The 17685-nt window shown below is 42.8% G+C and carries 17 protein-coding genes and 2 tRNA genes; 7 read left to right on the forward strand and 12 right to left on the reverse strand.

Annotation, left to right across the window (positions count from 1 at the left end; translation table 11 throughout):
- Window positions 1-153: 153 nt before the first annotated feature.
- Entirely contained in the window at window positions 154-1284 is a 1131-nt protein-coding gene (gene ubiE / locus ACP7AA_RS09355; protein WP_426223388.1) for a bifunctional demethylmenaquinone methyltransferase/2-methoxy-6-polyprenyl-1,4-benzoquinol methylase UbiE, read from the reverse strand.
- Window positions 1285-1426: 142 nt separating this feature from the next.
- Window positions 1427-2137, reverse strand: a complete 711-nt coding sequence (locus ACP7AA_RS09360) for an FFLEELY motif protein (RefSeq protein WP_271134175.1) — start codon at window positions 2135-2137, stop codon at window positions 1427-1429.
- A 270-nt stretch (window positions 2138-2407) separates the two neighbouring features.
- On the opposite strand from ACP7AA_RS09360, the gene ACP7AA_RS09365 reads away from it, so the two are divergent.
- On the forward strand, window positions 2408-4054 hold the full coding sequence (locus ACP7AA_RS09365) for an ATPase (RefSeq protein WP_426223389.1): 1647 nt from the start codon (window positions 2408-2410) through the stop codon (window positions 4052-4054).
- A gap of 225 nt (window positions 4055-4279) precedes the next feature.
- Here ACP7AA_RS09365 and ACP7AA_RS09370 read toward each other — a convergent pair whose 3' ends face one another.
- Window positions 4280-4426, reverse strand: coding sequence for a hypothetical protein (locus ACP7AA_RS09370; protein ID WP_426223390.1), 147 nt, complete (start codon window positions 4424-4426; stop codon window positions 4280-4282).
- A gap of 290 nt (window positions 4427-4716) precedes the next feature.
- On the opposite strand from ACP7AA_RS09370, the gene ACP7AA_RS09375 reads away from it, so the two are divergent.
- Window positions 4717-6324, forward strand: a complete 1608-nt coding sequence (locus tag ACP7AA_RS09375; protein ID WP_201562921.1) for an inorganic phosphate transporter — start codon at window positions 4717-4719, stop codon at window positions 6322-6324.
- Between the two features lie 239 nt (window positions 6325-6563).
- Here the strand turns inward: ACP7AA_RS09375 and ACP7AA_RS09380 are convergent, their stop codons facing one another.
- Window positions 6564-8222 (reverse strand): aminotransferase class I/II-fold pyridoxal phosphate-dependent enzyme, encoded by a 1659-nt coding sequence (locus tag ACP7AA_RS09380; RefSeq protein ID WP_426223391.1) that lies wholly within the window; start codon window positions 8220-8222, stop codon window positions 6564-6566.
- A 571-nt stretch (window positions 8223-8793) separates the two neighbouring features.
- Here ACP7AA_RS09380 and msrB point away from each other — a divergent pair.
- The 5 genes from msrB (at window position 8794) to ACP7AA_RS09405 (ending at window position 11686) form a co-directional block, all read left to right on the forward strand.
- Window positions 8794-9219 (forward strand): peptide-methionine (R)-S-oxide reductase MsrB, encoded by a 426-nt coding sequence (msrB, locus tag ACP7AA_RS09385; RefSeq protein ID WP_201562918.1) that lies wholly within the window; start codon window positions 8794-8796, stop codon window positions 9217-9219.
- Window positions 9220-9371: 152 nt separating this feature from the next.
- The gene (locus ACP7AA_RS09390; protein ID WP_298906541.1) at window positions 9372-9857 is read left to right on the forward strand and encodes a glutathione peroxidase; all 486 of its coding nucleotides are present in this window, start codon (window positions 9372-9374) and stop codon (window positions 9855-9857) included.
- A gap of 321 nt (window positions 9858-10178) precedes the next feature.
- Window positions 10179-10254: transfer RNA gene (locus ACP7AA_RS09395), tRNA-Val, on the forward strand.
- 54 nt (window positions 10255-10308) lie between these two features.
- Window positions 10309-10385: transfer RNA gene (locus ACP7AA_RS09400), tRNA-Asp, on the forward strand.
- 284 nt (window positions 10386-10669) lie between these two features.
- The gene (locus ACP7AA_RS09405; RefSeq protein WP_426223392.1) at window positions 10670-11686 is read left to right on the forward strand and encodes a D-cysteine desulfhydrase family protein; all 1017 of its coding nucleotides are present in this window, start codon (window positions 10670-10672) and stop codon (window positions 11684-11686) included.
- A 65-nt stretch (window positions 11687-11751) separates the two neighbouring features.
- Here ACP7AA_RS09405 and modB read toward each other — a convergent pair whose 3' ends face one another.
- The 8 genes from modB to moaA form a co-directional block, all read right to left on the reverse strand.
- A complete protein-coding gene (gene modB, locus ACP7AA_RS09410; RefSeq protein WP_201562850.1) occupies window positions 11752-12453 on the reverse strand; it encodes a molybdate ABC transporter permease subunit in 702 nt (233 codons plus the stop codon).
- Window positions 12454-12589: 136 nt separating this feature from the next.
- Window positions 12590-13438, reverse strand: coding sequence for a molybdate ABC transporter substrate-binding protein (modA, locus tag ACP7AA_RS09415; RefSeq protein WP_426223393.1), 849 nt, complete (start codon window positions 13436-13438; stop codon window positions 12590-12592).
- A 94-nt stretch (window positions 13439-13532) separates the two neighbouring features.
- Window positions 13533-14024, reverse strand: coding sequence for a molybdenum cofactor biosynthesis protein MoaE (locus tag ACP7AA_RS09420; RefSeq protein WP_201628832.1), 492 nt, complete (start codon window positions 14022-14024; stop codon window positions 13533-13535).
- Between the two features lie 135 nt (window positions 14025-14159).
- Complete coding sequence (locus ACP7AA_RS09425; RefSeq protein WP_055125092.1) at window positions 14160-14450, reverse strand: MoaD/ThiS family protein; 291 nt, start codon at window positions 14448-14450, stop codon at window positions 14160-14162.
- Between the two features lie 60 nt (window positions 14451-14510).
- Window positions 14511-15056 (reverse strand): cyclic pyranopterin monophosphate synthase MoaC, encoded by a 546-nt coding sequence (gene moaC / locus ACP7AA_RS09430; RefSeq protein ID WP_426223394.1) that lies wholly within the window; start codon window positions 15054-15056, stop codon window positions 14511-14513.
- Window positions 15057-15139: 83 nt separating this feature from the next.
- A complete protein-coding gene (mobA, locus tag ACP7AA_RS09435) occupies window positions 15140-15922 on the reverse strand; it encodes a molybdenum cofactor guanylyltransferase (RefSeq protein ID WP_426223395.1) in 783 nt (260 codons plus the stop codon).
- A 3-nt stretch (window positions 15923-15925) separates the two neighbouring features.
- Window positions 15926-16456, reverse strand: coding sequence for a molybdenum cofactor biosynthesis protein B (gene moaB, locus ACP7AA_RS09440; protein WP_087814488.1), 531 nt, complete (start codon window positions 16454-16456; stop codon window positions 15926-15928).
- Between the two features lie 57 nt (window positions 16457-16513).
- Window positions 16514-17614 carry a GTP 3',8-cyclase MoaA gene (moaA, locus tag ACP7AA_RS09445; RefSeq protein WP_426223396.1) on the reverse strand — a complete coding sequence of 367 codons (1101 nt, stop codon included), beginning with the start codon at window positions 17612-17614 and terminating at the stop codon, window positions 16514-16516.
- Window positions 17615-17685 lie beyond the last annotated feature (71 nt).

Here is a 17685-nt window from a genome sequence, read left to right on the forward strand (position 1 = left end):
CATGTTTGGTTGAGCGCCATAAGCGTGGCGCATATTTCAAGATTGGCTGTTATGACGATCATTAAACGCCTGCCTAATAGCAGACGTTTTTACATTATGAATAAGCTTGTATAGCCAGCTTTTATCACTAGATATTAAGCATAAATAACGTGTTTATGCTTTAAAGCCGCGATGGACCGCGACGATACCAGCAGTCAAGTTATGATAATCGCAATTTTCAAAGCCTGCTTGTTGCATCATCTGCTTAAGTGTCTGCTGATCAGGATGCATACGAATCGATTCTGCCAAGTATTGATAGCTTTCAGCATCATTGGCAATCAGCTTGCCCATAATTGGCAAAGCAGTAAATGAATACAAATCATAAGCTTTTGACAAAGGCTCAAAGACAGGTTTTGAGAATTCTAAAATCAATAAGCGACCGCCTGGCTTTAGCACGCGGTACATAGATTTTAGGGCAGCATCTTTATCTGTGACATTACGCAGACCAAAGCTAATCGTGATTAAATCAAAGCTTTCATCATCGAATGGTGCCAATGTTTCAGCGTTTGCTAAGACAAAATCAACATTATTACAGCCGGCATTAATCAAGCGCTCACGACCGACTTCTAGCATCGCCGCATTGATGTCTGATAACACCACATGACCATTGCGACCGACTTCACGACTGAATACTTTAGCCAAATCGCCCGTACCGCCAGCGATATCAAGCACATGCTGACCGGCACGTACACCTGATAAGCTAATCGCATAACGCTTCCATAAACGATGAATACCAAATGACATTAAGTCATTCATAATGTCGTATTTTTTGGCAACTGAGGTGAATACATCAGCAACGCGCGCTTGCTTTTCAGCTTTATTGACCGTTTTATAACCAAAATGCGTTTGCTCATTACCATCAGTATCAGGCGTATGTGGGTTATTTATATCATCACGCTGGTTAAATAGGGTTTGTTTGGCAGTTTGTGCTTGCGCAGAAGTAGGGTTTGCGCTGTTGTTTAATGTGGCGTTAACGTTAGCGTTGGTGGTATGGTTTGGCATAGTCGTTTGTTGACCTTGTGGGGTTCCGGTTGGTAAGTCTTGCACTTGGGTGAAGTCATTATTATTGTTGTTATCGACTGCGGCATTTTCATTAAGCGTCGTATTAGAAACATGGTTTTGACGCGCTTTTACTTGCGCGGTGATATTTTGATTGTTGGCGATACTGTCTTTGACCAATTTATCTTGCAGGTGACCATGAGAAGTCGCATCAGTTGCAGCACTGTTATTTGAGTTGTCAGTCATACGATTATCCTATTATTCGTTTTTATGATGGCGTATTTTAGCGCTGTTTAAGCCTCATTTGAGCATTGTTGACTCATTATCTAAGTATAGTTATAGTTAGATCAGTAACAGCGCCGTGAGCCACGTGCATTATTTGACCCTATCATACACCAAACGTTGCTGGCTTACCGCCATTATCCGTGTTGTGAACTTCGTCAATAATCTCAAGCTCACGCTCACAAAATGGTTCGATAAAGCTGCTAACACTTTTTAGCGGTTTCATGGCCTTAAAGCCTGCATCAATAAAGTCGTAAAGCGGTTGGAAGTTATAGCGATACGCGGCGCCTTTCGCCATTGCAAAGGCTTTTTTGAGCATAAAGGAGTTCAGATCTTTATCGGTACGATAGCAAACTTCTTTTAGGTTGTTAATTTGCACGCGGCGCTCATCTGCCTCATCAACAGCGCGGTAGGCGGCAAGCATATTCTCTTCATTAACCGCTAAATCTTGAGCAACCAACCACTCGGCCAAATGCAAATCAAGTTCAATCGCCAAGATAGACGCTTGAATGCCCATGCTACCGGCTTCTAAAGAAGACTCTTTGGCGAGGCGCTCAAGTTTTTTGGCTTTAGGAAGGATGCGTCCTAATTGCTCTGCCAATACTTTAAATTCATCACCACCGTACAGCTGGGTTAAGAAATAATCTGCCATTAATTGGTTTTTTGGTTGTTCAAATAGCGCGCTGTGCGTACGCTTAATACGCGCCTGTTGCCATGCTTGCACTTCTTTAAGTTTCGTGTTTAAGGCAGCATCTTCATGGTGTGGTAGCGCCCAAAAACGGTTTAAGTGCTGTTGTAAATTGGCTAAAGCAGTCATGGCAGGTAATCCTATAAAAAGTAAAAATAACAATCAATCAAGTTGATGGTAAAAGGGGTAGAAGGGGTAAGAGGGTACTAAATTTTATACTTATAGGCAGCTATTAAAGCATGCTCGCAAGATTTTGTTCACCTTAAAAGAAAATACCGCAGAATACAAATGCCAAACTGTTACATAGCAGGGTTATTTACTGAATTTACGCAATGCTATGATTAACTGTATAAATAAGACCTGTATAAAAAATTATCTAATAATAAAGCGAGCATGGGCATGAGCAAAAAAAATGATACGACTGAGGACCAAGCGCCACAAACTGTGAGTGACCAATTTAGTAAGCAAGTCATCGAGCAGCGCTTAACACCCAATCCGTTAAATCTCTTTTCTATGGACAAAGATACGCTGCGATTGGCATTGGTCACCGCACAGTTTGCTCTGCGTGCCACGCGGCAGCAAACACCGCCAACTATTAATAAACCAACAGGATTATTGGTATTGGTCAACGGTATGGAGCAAGCAGGCAAGGGCACAGCCGTCACCCAACTACGGCAATGGGTGGACCCGCGTTTACTGAAAGTCGAGGCAACCATTGGTGATTGTCCCTTAGAGCATCAGCCGATTTGGCAGGCGCATACTAAGGCGCTGCCGCGTCATGGCGATGTCATGGTTTATTTTGGCAACTGGTATGCTGATTTGCTCTATAACGTCATGCGTATGGCAACGCTAGATAATGAAGGTAAAGAACATAAAAAAAGTGATGAGAAGAATAATGAGCAGCTGAAAAATAAAGCCTTGCCTATTGGCCAATGGCAAGACTATTTAAAACAAGCGCTGACTAAGTTACAAGCCTTTGAACAAGACCTTGCTGCTAATCAAACCAAGCTGCTCAAATGCTGGTTTCATGTCGATATCGAAACCTTGCAGGCGCGGCTAAATGACGACAAGGCTGATCCAGAATTTTTATATCAAATTGATTGGAAAAACAAAAAGGTCGTCGAAACTTTTAATGAGGTGGCAACGGCGCTATTACGCCAGCAGGGAGATTGGATTATTATCGATGGTGATGACAAATCACAAGCAGCCATGCATTTTTGTCATCAAGTGTTGCAAGCGATGCAAACAGCGTTAGCAAGCAGTCGCATAGAGGAAAGCGAACATCTAGAAAATGTTAAAAAATTCGAGCCAGTAAAAATACCTAAAGCTTTGATAAATATCGATGATACCGAGATAGATAAGCCTGAGTATCATGAAGCGCTTGCCGATAAACAAGCGCGCCTTGCTGAGTTTCTACGTGCGCGTAAGGGTCGGCATGTGGTCTTTGCCTTTGAAGGTATGGATGCGGCTGGCAAGGGTGGCGCTATTAAAAGACTGGTTGCGCCGCTCGACCCACGCGAGTATCAGATTTATAATATTGGCGCGCCGATGCTGTATGAATTGCAGCACCCTTATCTATGGCGATTTTGGACCAAACTGCCCAATGAGCAGATCGATCGTATCAGCCGTATCGCTATCTTTGACCGTACATGGTATGGACGCGTATTGGTCGAGCGTATTGAGGGTTTTGCGACGGATGCAGAATGGCAGCGCGCTTATGATGAAATCAATCGCTTTGAGGCGGATTTGGTAGCGGCTGGCACGATAGTTATCAAATACTGGCTTGCCATCGATAAGAAAGAGCAGCTTAAGCGTTTTGAGGCGCGCGAAGAGATCCCACATAAGCAGTTTAAATTGACCGATGATGATTGGCGCAATCGTGATAACTGGGCAGATTATGTGCAATCGGCAGCTGATATGCTGGCACGTACCGACACAAAGGATGCCCCTTGGTGTGTTATCGCAACCAATGAAAAGCGGCAAGCGCGCCTAGATGTATTAGACCATGCCATTGAGCAGCTATTTTTAGCACTGTCTGATAACTGATTAAAAAGTTTGAGAATTGATTATATTTTGGCTCAGCCAAATTATAAAATATAACAACAATTTTTCACTAAATTGATAGGTTTTATCGCGCTTACATTCACAGTTACAAATCTCGCAATATCATCATGCATTCTGTGTCTATATTTAATATAATAGGCACATTATAAATTCTGCTTTCTACAAAATAGCTCAGCAGTCGGATACTGTATTTGTCATATAAATGCTTTAATCATTACTCATATATTTGTCATAACCAACGCTATCACTATAAAAACCTAAGCCGCAAGCTGCTGTAATCGGACGATTTGGCAATACTACTTGCGGCTTTATGGCATTTTGTGTGATGGTTTTTTTACCTGATATTTTTATCACAAGCAAACTAAGCTAGATATTAATGCTAGGTATGAGTAGAAAATAATGGTAAACAGACGAAATCGTCTGGGTAATGGATCAATAAGGTATTGCAGGCTAGTTGTTTAGACCAATTTTCAAAGCAGTGGTTTAAAAAGTACTTCAATAAACAAGTTCAAAAAACAGTATTTCAAAAACACGTTGCGTACACGCTATCATAATATTGGGTGGTGAAAACAACACCATTCATAGCGCCGCAATGTCATCAATCACATATAATTTCAATCAGCTTACGCAGGACGTATCAACGTATGGGTATTAGCAGCAGTTCTACAGGACCAACCAAAGCAGTCGGTTCTATGAGAATCAATCTATTTTTTGCCATTTTACTGATTGCGATGACCGCTTACTTTTTATGGTGGGGTCTAGATTACACTATGCATCAGCAGACGACGCTATTTATCGTAGCGACGGCTTTTGGTGTGTTTATGGCATTCAATATCGGTGGTAATGACGTCGCGAACTCCTTTGGTACCTCAGTGGGTGCGGGGACGTTGACCATTCCGCAAGCCTTGGGTATCGCAGCGATATTTGAGGTGTCGGGCGCGGTATTGGCAGGCGGTGAGGTGACGGATACCATCCGTAGCGGCATTGTCGACCTAGATGGTCTATCGGTCACGCCCAACCAGTTTATTTATGTCATGCTCTCAGCGCTTATCGCTGCTGCATTTTGGTTGTTATTTGCGACCAAAAAAGGTCTGCCAGTGTCAACCACTCACGCCATTATCGGCGGCGTGGTTGGTAGCTCCATTGTATTAGGTATCTCGTTAGGTGGCACCGAAATGGCGTTATCTACGGTAAATTGGGGCACGATTGGAACGATTGCTATCTCTTGGGTCATATCACCATTACTCGGCGGCGTCTTCTCCTACCTGTTATATGGCCAAATTAAGAAAAATATCATTGAGTATAATGATAGAACAGAAGCACACATTGCGACGCTAAAAGGCGATAAAAAGACCTTAAAGCAAAATCACAAAGAGTATCTGGATGGTCTGACCGAATCAGAACAACTGGCTTATACCTCAGCGATGTTACGTGATCAGGAAATCTATAAAGATGATGATTGCGACGTTGAAGATTTAGAAACCGATTATTACAAACAGCTTTATGAAATTGAAAACGAGCGCAGCAACCTCGATACGCTAAAAGCATTGAAGCAATGGGTACCTATTATTGCGGCTGCTGGCGGCGCGGTCATGGCCTCTTTGGTTATATTTAAAGGCTTAAAGAATGTCAATAATGGCATGACGACGCTGCAAGGCTTTTTAATCATGGGCATGATTGCAGCGCTGGTTTGGCTTGCGACCTATATCTATACCAAGAGTATCCGCGGTAAGCATAAGGAAGATTTGACCAAAGCGACATTTATTATGTTTAGCTGGATGCAAGTCTTTACCGCATCAGCCTTTGCCTTTAGTCACGGCTCAAACGATATCGCCAACGCCGTCGGTCCTTTTGCCGCGATTATGGACGTTATCCGTACCAATAGCATTGCTACTGAAGCGGCAGTACCACCTGCAGTTATGCTAACCTTTGGTGTGGCGCTAATCGTTGGTCTTTGGTTTATCGGTAAAGAAGTCATTCAAACCGTCGGTACCAATCTGGCAAAAATGCATCCCGCTTCTGGCTTCTCAGCGGAATTGGCTGCTGCTGCTGTGGTAATGGGCGCGTCGACCATGGGGCTACCGGTATCGAGTACGCATACCTTAGTTGGTGCGGTACTTGGCATCGGTATCGTCAATAGAGACACCAACTGGGCACTGATGAAGCCTATTGGTTTGGCATGGATAATTACCCTTCCTGCCGCCGCTTCAATGTCAGCTATCAGCTATATTTTCTTAAGTAATATTTTTTAAGACAAAGTTTTTTAAATGACACTTTTAAAGCCATATTTTTAAAGGCATGTTTTTAGAGTATTGTTCTTAAAGTAGCGTTATTAAGGTAGCTTTTTAAATTAAAGCCGTATGAGTTTTTAACAAGCTTTTAACGGTGAGACTTTACTACTTTATTTAACAGCATAAAAAACGCTTATCAGCATCATGCCGATAAGCGTTTTTTTATATTAAAATGAGAGTTAATTTAATAAAACTAAGTTCTATTCGGTGCCAAACTGTTTACGTTTTTTGGCAAAGAAGCGCTCTAAGCGATCCATGGCATCTTCTAAATCGTGCAGATTGGGCAAAAATACCAAGCGGAAATGGTCGGGTGCATCCCAGTTAAAGCCGGTACCTTGTACCAGTAAGACGTTTTCTTCCACCAATAAATCCATCATAAACGCCATATCATCTTCGATAGGGTAGACGGCAGGATCCATCTTTGGAAAGCAATAAAACGCCCCTTGCGGCATGGTGCAAGAAATCCCTTTAATGGCGTTTAAGCGTGAGACCGCCATTTCACGCTGCTTATAGAGACGGCCTTTTTTAGAGGTCAAATCCTTCATGCTTTGGTAACCGCCCATCGCGGTTTGAATGGCATATTGCCCTTGGACGTTTGAACATAGGCGCATAGACGCCAGCATATCCAAACCTTCAATAAAGTCAGCAGCGTGGTGTTTTTTACCAGAAACCATCATCCAACCAGCGCGGAAACCTGCGATACGATGCGACTTTGATAGACCGTTGTAAGACAGCACAAGCACATCATCGGTCAAGGTGCTCATCGGTGTATGTTCCATATCATCATAGAGAATACGGTCATAAATCTCATCGGCCATGATGATTAAATCGTGCTCTTTTGCGACCTCGATAATCTGCAGCAGCAATTCATCGCTATACAGTGCACCCGTTGGGTTATTGGGATTAATAACCACGATGCCTTTGGTTTTAGAAGTGATTTTAGATTTGATGTCCTCGATATCAGGATGCCAATTGTCGTCTTCATTACAGCGATAATGCACGGCTGTACCGCCTGCTAAGTTGGCGGCTGCCGTCCAAAGCGGGTAATCAGGCATTGGCACCAGGACTTCATCGCCATCATTCATGAGCGCTTGCATGGTCATAACAATCAGCTCAGAGACGCCATTACCCAAATACACATCACGCACATCGACAGCAGATAGCAGGCCTTTTGATTGATAATATTGCAAGACCGCTTTACGGGCCGCAAAAATCCCTTGTGAGTCTGAATATCCCGTCGCTTCTGGCAGATTCATCGCCACGTCACGCAAAATCTCATGCGGTGCTTCAAGCCCGAACGGGGCAGGGTTACCAATATTAAGCTTTAAAATACGCTTACCTTCGGCTTCCATTTTATTAGCCGTTTGCAGCAGAGGACCGCGAATATCGTAACAAACGTTTTGTAATTTATCGGATTTTTTTATTGTGTTCATAGAGTGACCACTCATAGGGTTGTTTTGTGAATGTGGTGCTGCTTGATTTGTCATTGGTTGAGCGTTGCTAACTTGCTTGCTAGAGGCTGCATTTTTATTATGAGCATTTATGCTTTGAGTTAAATCTGCGTTGCTAGTAATGTTGCTATCGATGTCTATATCGCTATTAGCTGCACTTTGCAGCTCACCACGCAATAGATAGCCTTCGCTACAGCCTAAGATACGCGCTAAGGTCGGCAGCTTCGATGATACGATGCCATTGGTGCCGCGCTCCCAGTTAGAAATAGCACCGCGACTGACCTTTGCGCCTGCTGCGGTCATCGCTTGCGCCAATTGCTCGGCAGTCATGCCTTTATCGCGGCGCAGTTGTACCAATCGTTCGGCTTGCGTGCCTTTGTTCGCCTGCAACTCTTTGCTATCAGCCATCGTTATTTACACCTTTTATTAACCAATCAATGCGTTTGTAATGGAATATGACAATAGAATACTTAGCCATAAACCAGTACTAATGCAAGATATTATTGCAAAGTAACTGCTAATGCAAGTATCAAGGTGAATATCCATAAAATTAATTTTAAAGTTATAAGGCAATGCAAGAATAACTTGCATTTAAGGTTGGATGATTAGCTTTTAGACTTTTTTAAACAAATTTGGTGCTAAATGGTGAGTGAAATAAGAAGTTATTAAACCAGTAATAATGAATTGAGAGTAAGTAAATAAGTAATCTGCTCATGCAATAAAATTACAACTTTACTCATTTAGGCGGCAAGATAATTTGTTATATTTTACTTCTCTATCTAAATAATTTTCCCAAGACCTTAAGCTCTCAGCTGGCAAGTTGCGCACCTTTATAATAACTACCTTGAATAGTCAGCTGGCAAGCAGCAGATAAAGGCTATCATTTTCATAAAAACGAACGATAACGTTTTGCGAGAAAATGACAAACAACAAACGAGATAGCCACTCATTTCATCCAAATATTCCATAAGGATAAACGATGCAAGACAATCAATTAAGCAAAGAAGAAATCAGCCAGTTGACCGAAGCGGACTGGAAAGAGCGCCTGAGTGCCGATGAGTATCATGTGATGCGTGAGAAGGGTACAGAGCGTCCATTTACTGGCGTTTATAACGACGTCAATGATAAAGGTATCTACCGCTGTAAAGGCTGCGGTGCAAGCTTGTTTGAGTCGGACAGTAAGTTTGATGCCGGTTGCGGCTGGCCAAGCTTCGATCAAGGTATCGATAATGGCGCCATTGATGAACACGTCGACGACTCGCTAGGCATGCGCCGTACGGAAGTCACGTGCAGCAATTGCGGCGCGCATTTGGGTCACGTATTCCCTGATGGACCTCGTGAGACCACTGGCATGCGCTATTGCATCAACTCGTTATCTATCGATTTGGATAAAACTGAAGAATAAATGTCAATATAGCTCGTAGTTTGGCTAAAATTAGTATTTTAGCCAAAGTTAGACTGATAAGAAGGAAGTACGTGGTGCTTCCTTTTTTCTTATAAGCCTGCAAATTTCTTATCAACCTGAAGACAATAAAACAATCAATTTAAGGATGAATGATGAGCACTATTTACGATTTTACCGCTGAACGTATGGACGGCACCTCGCAAGCCTTTACTGATTATAAAGGTAAGGTGCTATTAATCGTCAATACCGCCAGTAAATGTGGCTTTACCCCGCAATTTGAAGGGTTAGAGGCGTTGTATCAACAATATAAAAACCAAGGCTTGGTCGTGATTGGTTTCCCTTGTAACCAGTTCGGCGCTCAAGACCCCGGCACTAACGATGAGATTGGTGCGTTTTGCCAAAAGAACTATGGTGTCAGCTTTCCGATGATGGCTAAGGTTGATGTCAATGGCGATGAGGCCCATCCGATTTTTGCATGGCTAAAAAATCAAAAGGGCGGGCTGCTGACAGACGGTATCAAATGGAACTTTACTAAGTTCTTAATTGGTATAGATGGGCAAGTCATTGACCGTTATGCGCCAACCACCAAGCCTGAAGCGCTTAAGTCCGATATTGAGCAAGCGCTAGCAGGGAAATAGCCGATAAGCTGAAAAAATCATTGGTTTTGTATAAAATATAAAACCAATGAAAACAGAGGCTTGCCCGTAAAATTGATAAATTCAGCAAAAATAGTTAAGAAAAGGGCAAATACTGTTTGACAGCCATGTGTAAATCTATATAATACACACCCACAGCAAGGGGCTTTATTGATAAAGCAAGTTGCTGTCGGAAACGCTCATTAAGACGTTTCAAAATTAACCATAGCGTGACAACTATAGTTAATAAAAGCTTTAGAAAATCTTATTTAAATGATTTTCTTTTGCGAAGCTAAAAAGCACTGCTTTTTGATATGCTTCTCAGGGTGATTAGCTCAGTTGGTAGAGCGTCTGCCTTACACGCAGAATGTCGGCGGTTCGAATCCGTCATCACCCACCACTCTTTTAGCGAGTGCGTCCTATTGATAAGGACAAGATGCTAAAAACGACCTAAGCAGCGGTAGTTCAGTTGGTTAGAATACCGGCCTGTCACGCCGGGGGTCGCGGGTTCGAGTCCCGTCCGCTGCGCCATATTTAAAACTTAGTTTTAATACAAAAGTTTCAACCTCAAGTATTAGTTTGCTTGAGGTTTTTTTGTGTCTGATGATTTTTTATGTACTTTTCATTAAAAGCCCACTCATTATTTTGTTAATCCTGTTTATTATTGATGATTAATCGAATAAGAAATATCGCCTGTTTTCCATGTTAAGTTTTATACTGGCTTTAAGGTAGCAGACAGCACAGCTCACTCTGCTTTTGTGGCTGTGCCAATATGCAAATTTTAGATAAATAATATAATAGGGATAAAATAAAATATGGACTATAACCACCTACCTAGAGAGCCATTAGGCTTCTTCCCAACCCCGCTAATTGAGCTGAAACGACTAAGTAACGCCTTGGGCGGTCCTAAAATTTATATGAAAAGAGATGACAATACGGGACTGGCATTGGGTGGCAACAAAACCCGCAAGCTTGAATTTATCCTCGGTGATGCGCTTGCGAAAGGTGCTGATACGATTATCACCGCAGGCGCGATACAGTCAAACCATTGTCGTCAGACGGCAGCGGCGGCGGCAAGCTTAGGGCTGGAATGCCATTTAGTCTTGGGCGGCGAAGAGCCAGCGCTGGCAAGTGGCAATCTGTTGCTAGATAAGCTATTCGGTTGTCATATCCATTGGGCAGGCAATCATCGCAAAGGCGAAGATATTCCTCGCATCGTTGAGCAATTAACCAACCAAGGCAAAAACGTCTACGTGGTGCCGTACGGTGGCTCAAGTGAGCGAGGTGCGTTAGCCTTTGTAGAGGCGTTTAAAGAGCTAGAGTCGCAGCGTCAAAGCATGGGCATCTCCTTGACGCATATCGTGTTTGCGTCGAGCTCTGGCGGCACGCAGGCAGGTTTGATGCTTGGCAACAAAATCTTTAACTCACCTTATCGAATCGTGGGCATCAATATTGATAAAGGCGAAACCGATAAAGTCTCTTTCGATCAATATACACTGGCGCTTGCTAATAGCACGGCAAAATTAATCGGTGCGGACTGTGAATTTACCGCGTCAGATTTGATTCTTAACTCAGATTATGTTGGTGAAGGTTATGGCGTGGTGGGTGCATTAGAAAATGAAGCGATTGCCATGACTGCCCAAACGGAGGGAATATTGGTAGATCCTGTTTATACCGGTCGCGCGATGGGCGGGCTCATAGATATGATTCGTACGGGGAAAATCAAAGAAACCCATAGTGTTTTATTTTGGCATACTGGCGGTGCGCCAGCTTTATTTGCTTATGCAACCGAGTTGGATTTGGCGAAAAAGACCAGTAATGCAGAAGTTTGATTTTTGACATGAGAAATTTGATTCGTTATTAATTGATGAGTTGAGTTAATTGATTAATTAAATGGCTATGGGCGTTGATTAAGCCGGCTAACACTAGCAATCAGCGCCACCATAATAATACCCATAATGATAAGAATCCCCGACATCATGTGTGCCGCCTCATAATTTAGCGCTTCTACTTGCTCGTAGATAGCGATAGAGACAACCTTTGTCTCACCTGAGATGCTGCCGCCTATCATAAGCACGACGCCAAACTCGCCAATCGTATGAGCAAAGCTGATTAAACTGCCCAAAATAATTCCAATACGCGCCTGTGGTAGGGCGACCCTTATAAAACGTCTAAGACGGCTGGGTTCTAATAAATGCGCGACTTCCATGACGCTTGCTGGAATACGTAAAAACTGGGCGTAAACTGGCTGAATATAAAAGGGTAAGGAGTAGATAATGGAGCCGATAACCAGTCCTTCAAAGGTAAAAACCAAGGGGCTGATGTTGTGCTCGATAAGCCATTTACCAATACCAACGCTGGGGCTTAGCAGTAATAATAAATAAAAACCAATCACGGTAGGCGGTAAGACCAGTGGCATGGCAATGATGCCCATCAGTAAAACTTTAAGACGAGATACCGTTTGCCCACGGCTGGGTTTGGCAAGCCAATAGGCCACAGGAGTAGCGAACAGCAGTAAGCATAAGGTGGTGATAGCAGCAAGCTTGATACTTACCCAAACGGGGCTTAGCATGTCTACTATCAGAGATTGAGCAATCATAGCGTCACTTATCAACTGGCTTAGTCCATGCTAACCGTTTCATTTATCCTAACCGTCTACTTAATCACTTTATTTGCAAGTGTATCGATAAACGCATGTATTTAATTTATTAATCAATTCGTCAATCCACAAAGCCTTATCGGTCAACCACAAGATAGCCGGCTTTAGAAAAATACTGCTGTCCAGCAGGCGCGCGCAGATAGTTGGAAAAATCTGTCGCGGCAGTAGCATCACTAAGCACTATTCCATCTTGCAAAATAGCTGCGTAAGACTCTGGCGCTAACGTATAAAACTGCTCAGGCGTGGCTTTAATCGCCGTTAGCTGTGATTGGGCGACAAAGCCATAATCGACATTGCCAGTATGGGCATATTGAAATGCTTGCCCGATATTTTCAGCTTGTATAATACGATTTTGCTCAGTGAGCGTGTTAAAGATCTTTTGCGCTTGTAGATACGCTTGTGCTGACTGGCCATAAGGGGCAAGTTCTGGATTGGCAATGGTGATTTTGCTATCAGAACCCATCGTCAATAATTCGTTTAAGGTAGCAGTATTTAGCCCTTGTAAAGATTTAGTCGTGCTATACAGCGCCAGTTGACCTTGGGTATAGGTAAACGGCTGATAAGTTGTTTTGTCAGCAGACTTTAAATTATCTAATTTCTCTTTGGCAAGTTTGGCAGGGAATTCTTGATTGGCAGATAAAAATATATCGTACGGTGCGCCAGAAATAATTTGCGCATATAGCTTACCTGAAGAGGCGTAAGTCACCTCAATCTCTTGCGCAGGCAAGTTTTTATCCGTTTTATAGCCGGCGATAATCTCAGGCAATACATCAGATAAGTTGGCAGCAGCAGCGATACGCAGCGTTTGATTGTGCTCAGTGGTGTTGTCGGCATCTGATTGGATAGGCTGAGTGGTTTGCTCTTTGCTACAAGCAGTTAGCATTAATGCTAAGCAAGCTGAGGTTATGGTTATTATTTTAGTCATTATTATGGAACCTTCCTGTTATTGCTCGCCATTATTGCTCACTGTTATTGCTAAAGGTTAGCTATCGCCTTGAGCAGTTATTTGAAGCGCATTTTTAACCGTTATTGCTAAGCCACTTAGAGGAATCATCTTGGTAATATTCTTGCTTCCAAACTGGAATATCGGCTTTGATGGTATCCAATATCCAGCGGCAAGCATCAAAAGCAGGGTAGCGATGCGCTGAGACGACGCCAACCCAAACGGCGACATCACCAATCTCTAGCGCACCGATACGATGGATGGCAATCGCATGGGTAATCTCAAAGCGCTTTTTGGCCTCTTTAATAATGGCGCGACCTTGATTGATGGCGAGGTCTTCGTAGCCATAATAGGTCAAACGATTGACGCTACTGGCATTATTATGATTGCGAACGCGGCCCTCAAAGCATACAAACGCGCCGCAGCTGTCATCATCAAGTGTGCTTTTAAGCCGACTTTCATCAATATCGGTATCTAACAGCGCAAAACCATCACGTTCAGCGATGAGATACGCTTCATCGATGCTACGCTTGATGCTCATCGACTGCCCATGTACATTGTCTGTCATTTTTTCTGCCTATTATTTAACAATATTGTATAAGGAGATTTTTAACTTTGAAGCATCGCGTAAAGTCACGGCGCTCATAAAAAGTAGATTGATAAAGAAGGATAAGTGAGTAGGTTAATAAAAAGCTATTTTAAATTAACCACCAGCCACTGGGGTGATAAAAACCACGCTATCGCCGTCATAAATCTCATCGGTCCACTTAGCAAAGTAATCATTTACCGCCACGCGTAGCTCCGACTGCGGGCGACTAAAGCGATGCTTTTGGCGCAGCTGCTCATACAATTCGGTCAATGATGTTGACTGTGGCACCTTGATTTTTTCTTCATGGCAATTGGCTTCATCGGCTAAGCTAGCAAAATATAAGACGTTAATATTCATCAAGGCATCTATCTCTGAATTTGTATTGCTTTCTACTAAAGTGCTCATAGAAATCTCCATTATTTATTCGTTACTAAGCTTTTTGTAGATGGTATTCATAAAGCCAATTTAAGCATGTTGATAATCGGACTTACCGCCGGTTTTTTTCATGAGATGAATATTATCAATCACAATGTCATGCGAGATGGCTTTGGTCATATCATAAATGGTCAAGCAGGCGACGCTAACGGCGGTTAATGCTTCCATTTCTACCCCAGTTTTATGAGTAACTTTAACCGTGGCGGTCACGGCAATGCTATGATTTGCATCATCGTATGCAAAGCTTAAGCTGATTTTATCTAAGGGCAGAGGATGGCAAAGTGGAATCAGGTCATGGGTGCGTTTGGCTGCCATAATGCCAGCGATATGAGCAGTTTGGGTGATGCTGCCTTTTTTGGTCATACCGTCCGCGGCTTTGATTTGCGTATAAATGTCTGCAGGAAAAACCACTTGTCCGCTTGCATGTGCTTCTCTGGTGCTAGCCGTTTTACCACTCACATCAACCATGGTGATATCACCGTCGCTGTCTAAATGGGATAAGCCAGATTGCTTGCTTGCTTGCTTGCTTGGCTGCTTGGTTGCTTGATTACTGTTTTTTTGACTATCGCTATTCATTCTTTATTTCTCTTAAATGGCAGGTTTTTCTTAAAGTTGCTTTCTTTAACTAAACCTTTAACTAAACCTTTAAATAAACCTTTTTATAAGTTGTTTAAGGCTAAACAAGCACGGGAAAAATCTTTAGGCGTATTGAAATTGGTTAAATTCTGCCACTTTTTCACGAAAGCTACAGGCTGCACAATCGGCTTAATAAACTTCATTACTTGCCGCTGCTCATCGTCAATATAACGCTTTAAATCAGGCTCCATATCCAAGCGGTATAGACCTAACAATGGATATAAATGACTGTCATCGGTCAGGCAAATAACAGATTTGTCTGCAGCTTGCGTCATATAAGGTTGCAGTTTTTGCCATAAATCTGTGACAGGAATCAAGCTATCGCAGCTAATGACCAGCAGCCAAGATTGCTGCCAGCTTGCGTCTTTTGTTAATTGGTTTGAACTTGCCAAACTCTTTAATGATTGCAGTGCTGATTCAATCGCTACCAACGCGCCGCCGGTTTCAATCGATTTGTCATCTTTATTAAAAAGATTTTTGCCAGATATATTTTTGCTAGAAAAAGTGTTAGCAGATAGATAATCCCTAATATGAAAAATTGATGACTTCGAACTCTTAATCAAATTTGGATTGATGCTAAAGCCACGTCCATTATCGGCAATCATAATAGGTAGATTGCTCATCATCGCGGCACTTAATTCAAGCGCCTGTCTGACATGATAATCAAGCAAACGCTCACCTGTTGGTAAGATAAGCTCAGCTTTTGGCGACCCCATACGTTTGGATGCGCCGCCTGCCAAAATAACGATACCTGCTAAATGATTGTATTCATCTGCTTGGGTTAAGCTATCTGCAACATCGACCACGTATCAATCGTGACCTGGATTGGTACGCATAAAGTGCGGCACAAAATTACAAGGACGCGTACGGCTATCGAGCTGCTCTTGTAAGATACCTTCCCAAGCAGTGCGGCAAGCACCTGATGAACCGGGTAAGCAAAAAATACCCGTACCATTTGCCATGCCAGCTACGGCGCGAGATTGGATAGTCGACATACCGATATCATCTTTTGAGATTAAGCGGAACATTTCACCAAAACCATCGACCGATTTATCAAATAAGACGCCAACCGCCTCTGGCATACTGTCGCGAATATAAAAGCCGGTACCACCAGTGGTGATAATAGCGTGCACATTTGGGTCGGCAATCCAGTTACTGATGACGGCTCTAATTTTATAAATATCATCAATAATCAGCTGACGATCGGCAAGTTGGTGTCCTGCTGCGGTCAGTTGGTCAACCAAATATTGCCCTGAGGTATCTTCTGCAATAGTGCGACTGTCAGAAACCGTTAAAATAGCGATATTAAGCGGGGTAAAGGGGGCTTGCAGCTTACTCATGGATGTTCCTTAATAAATACGCTTGTTGTGAAAATAAAAGTTTTTATTATTAATAAATCAACCGCCAATCATCGACAAGTTATTCATCATGCCACTGTTTGATTCATGAAGATGATGATGCTCAGGTTTAATCGGCATAAAGCTATGCAGGGTATTAACCAGCCCTGCCACGTCATCTTTTTCGAGATACTGACGAATATCGTAGTTACCTTGGTCGAATAGACACAGATGTACCTTGCCTTGACTACTTACCCGCAAACGATTGCAGCTATCACAAAAATGGGCAGCATAAGGAGCAATTAGTCCGATACGCCCTTGATAATCTGGATGGCTATATTCTATCGCTGGACCGTCGTTGCTACCACGTATATGGGTTTGCCAGCCGTGTTTGCTTAAATAATTGGTAATGATATCGGACTGTGCATGCTGGGCAAAAAACAAATCGCTGTTGTCACTGGTCTGCATAAATTCAATAAAGCGATAAGTAACAGCTCTATCTTTGACATAGTCGATGGCATTCATCAGATTTTCAAAGGCAGTTTCTGCCATTAAAATACTGTTTATTTTTAGCTTAATATCTGTGGTTGCCAGTAAGGTATCCATATCAGCCAGCAATTGTGGCAACATATCAAAGCCAGTCATCTTATGGAAGGTCGCGGCATCAAAGCTGTCCATACTGATATTCAGCTGATTCAGTCCAGCCGCTTGCCAGCTAGCTAAGTGCTTACCAAGCTTATAACCATTACTGGTCATGGCAACCGTTTTAATGCCTTCGGTGTTTTTGATGGTTTTAATAATGTCGACCACGTCACGGCGTATAGAGGGTTCACCGCCAGTAATTCTGACTTTTTTAGTACCGACTTGGGCAAAGCCGCGGACTAAGGTAGCAATTTCAGTAACACTGAGCTCATTTTGTGGTGGTTTACCTTGATAGCCATCTGGCAGGCAGTATTCACAGCGGAAATTACAGAAATCAGTAATCGATAGACGCAAATAGGTGAGACGTCGTGCGAAACCATCGGTTAATGGTTGAGAGAGCGTGGCCGGAGAATACGTCGACGTGATAGCAGTTTTCGATGAGTCACCATCAAAAATAGCGGGTGCAGCGGCAGGCGAATACAATTGCGCATTACCTACGGTAGGGGCAAGATGGTTCATAGATGATTACCATTAATATTAAGTATAGTGTGTACTTTTAGGCGTTGCCTCAGGTTGTGAGTGGGAAAATC

Source organism: Psychrobacter sp. DWR1-2-3, from assembly GCF_049896465.1.
GTDB lineage: Bacteria > Pseudomonadota > Gammaproteobacteria > Pseudomonadales > Moraxellaceae > Psychrobacter > Psychrobacter maritimus.